Source organism: Lamprobacter sp. (assembly GCF_034860625.1).
Classification (GTDB): domain Bacteria; phylum Pseudomonadota; class Gammaproteobacteria; order Chromatiales; family Chromatiaceae; genus Lamprobacter.
Genome location: NZ_JAYESN010000395.1, coordinates 1 through 2,062 on the forward strand (window position 1 = coordinate 1; position 2,062 = coordinate 2,062).

The 2,062-nt window shown below is 64.9% G+C and carries 2 protein-coding genes; both read right to left on the reverse strand.

All coding sequences use genetic code 11. The features are described 5' to 3' along the window. Positions 1 to 379: efflux RND transporter permease subunit (locus tag VBE63_RS27990; protein WP_323686266.1), on the reverse strand; the 379-nt coding region annotated here is incomplete at its 3' end. Beyond that, positions 372 to 1,913, reverse strand: coding sequence for an efflux RND transporter periplasmic adaptor subunit (locus VBE63_RS27995; protein ID WP_323686267.1), 1,542 nt, complete (start codon positions 1,911 to 1,913; stop codon positions 372 to 374). The genes VBE63_RS27995 and VBE63_RS27990, both read right to left, overlap by 8 nt. Between the last annotated feature and the right edge of the window lie 149 nt (positions 1,914 to 2,062).

The following is a 2,062-nucleotide window of genomic DNA, read 5'->3' on the forward strand; positions in this document are numbered from 1 at the left end:
GGCGCGCCTGCGGCGGTAGCGTGGGCGCCACCTGGGACAGGTACTCCAGTACCCGTGAGCGGGCCCAGTAGGGATCGGTGTCATCGTCAAAGATCACGTAGACATAGGAGTCACCAAAAAAGGAATAGCCGCGCACCGTCAGCGCACCCGGCACCGACAGCATGGCGGTACTCAGAGGATAGGTGACCTGATCCTCCACCACCTGCGGCGCCTGTCCAGCATAGGTGGTCTTGATGATCACCTGCACGTCGGACAGGTCCGGGATCGCATCCACCGGGGTCTGCCTGAGCGAATACACGCCCACAGCCACCAGCACGGTGGTGAGCAGCAGCACCAGCAGCCGGTTGTGTATGGACCAGCGAATCAGCGCCTCAATCATGGTCGTGACCCTGCATGCGGTGGTTGGCGTGATCATCGTGGTTCATTTCAGGCTCAGGCTCAGGCTCAGGCTCGGGCTCGGGCTCGGGCTCGGGCTCGGGCTCGGGCTCGGGCTCGGGCTCTTGACCATGATTGTGGTGGTGGGCGTGATCCTCCGGCTTGATGTCAGGCTCGGACTCAGTCTGCTGAGCACGATCGTGCTGATGCTCGTGCGCCGGGGCGGGCGCCGACTGTTCATTGGCATGGGACTGTTCCACCGGGTGCTGATGCGCCTCGGCCGCGTCCATGCGCGAAAAATCAGCCGTCTTGCTCGACTCCGAGTCGATCAGGAACTGTGCCGAGCTGACGATGCGATCGCCGGCTCGCAGCCCGGAGAGAACCTGCACCTGCTCCGAGCCGACGCGCCCGACCTCCACCGCCACCGATCTGAAGGCGCCCTGCCCCAGCGCCAGCACCACCCGCGACTGACGCCCGGTACGGATCAGTGCCTCGCGGGGAATGAGCAGCGCCTCATCGGTGGCTGCAGTTGCAATCTGCACGCGGGCGAACATACCGGGGCGCAACAGGCCCTCGCTGTTATCCACCGCCACCCGTACCTGAGCGGTGCGCTCACCGGTGGCCAGCGCGGGGTATACATAGTCCACCTCGGTGCGCCATTCGCGCCCGGGCAGGGCATCGAAGTGCAGGTTGACCTGACTGCCCCGGGCCAGCAGCGACTGTTGGCGCTCGAACACTTCGGCCACCACCCACAACGGATCCAGTGCCGCGATACTGAGCAGGATCACCCCGGGCTGCACAAAGGCACCCTCGCGCAGCGCGAGCGTCTCCAAAACGCCCGAGCGCGGCGCGGTGAAGGTCACGCTGCGGCTGGGCCTGCCAGTCCTGCGCAGGCGCTCTATAACACCGGGCGGTACACCGAGTGCCAACAGGCGCTCTTCTGCGGCGCGCGCCAGTGGCGCATTGCCGCCCTTGAGCGCGAGCAGCAACTCCTCCTGCGCGTTGACCAGCGCGGGCGAATACAGTGTGTACAGCGGCTCACCGGCGCGCACCGGATCGCCGACCGCCTTCACGTGCAGTGACTCTATCCAGCCCTCGACCCGCGGGCTGAGCTGTACACGCTGCGTCTCGTCATACTGCACAAAGCCCACGGTGTTGATCGTCTGCCTCAGCTTCCCGCGACTCACCTCGGCAGTGCGCACACCGAAGTTGTTGATCAGTGCGGGCGAAATACGCACCGTACCGGGCTCATCGGCTGACTCATCCGCTGAGGCAACGTTCTCATAAACCGGGATCAGATCCATGCCCATGGGCGACTTGCCAGGCTTGTCGCGGCGGTAGTTCGGATCCATGGGTGCCACCCAGTACAGGGGCTCGCGGGCGGCGCCAGTCGCTTCAGCGCCGGCGTCACTCGCTGCTGATTCATCCCCGGCGCCGCCAAGCCACATGCCTGCAGCGCCGAACAGCGCACCGAGCACGGCTGCAGCCACCAACCCAAGCCCTCTCACTGTTGTATTCATGCTATTCGTGGTCTTCATGCTGTGTGTCCTCAGCCGGTGGGCGCGGTCTGCTTACCGGGGGTATATTAGGAGCGCTGAGCACACCCGCTTTATCGCTGGGTGCCTCACTCAACAGGTAATTGATCCGGGCGATGCGCTGCAGTCGCTGCACTGCAATATCGAGCGCC

Excerpts from the sequence above, each read along its gene's own strand:
- VBE63_RS27995 (WP_323686267.1), bottom strand. The coding sequence starts at position 1,913 with ATGAAGACCACGAATAGCATGAATACAACAGTGAGAGGGCTTGGGTTG.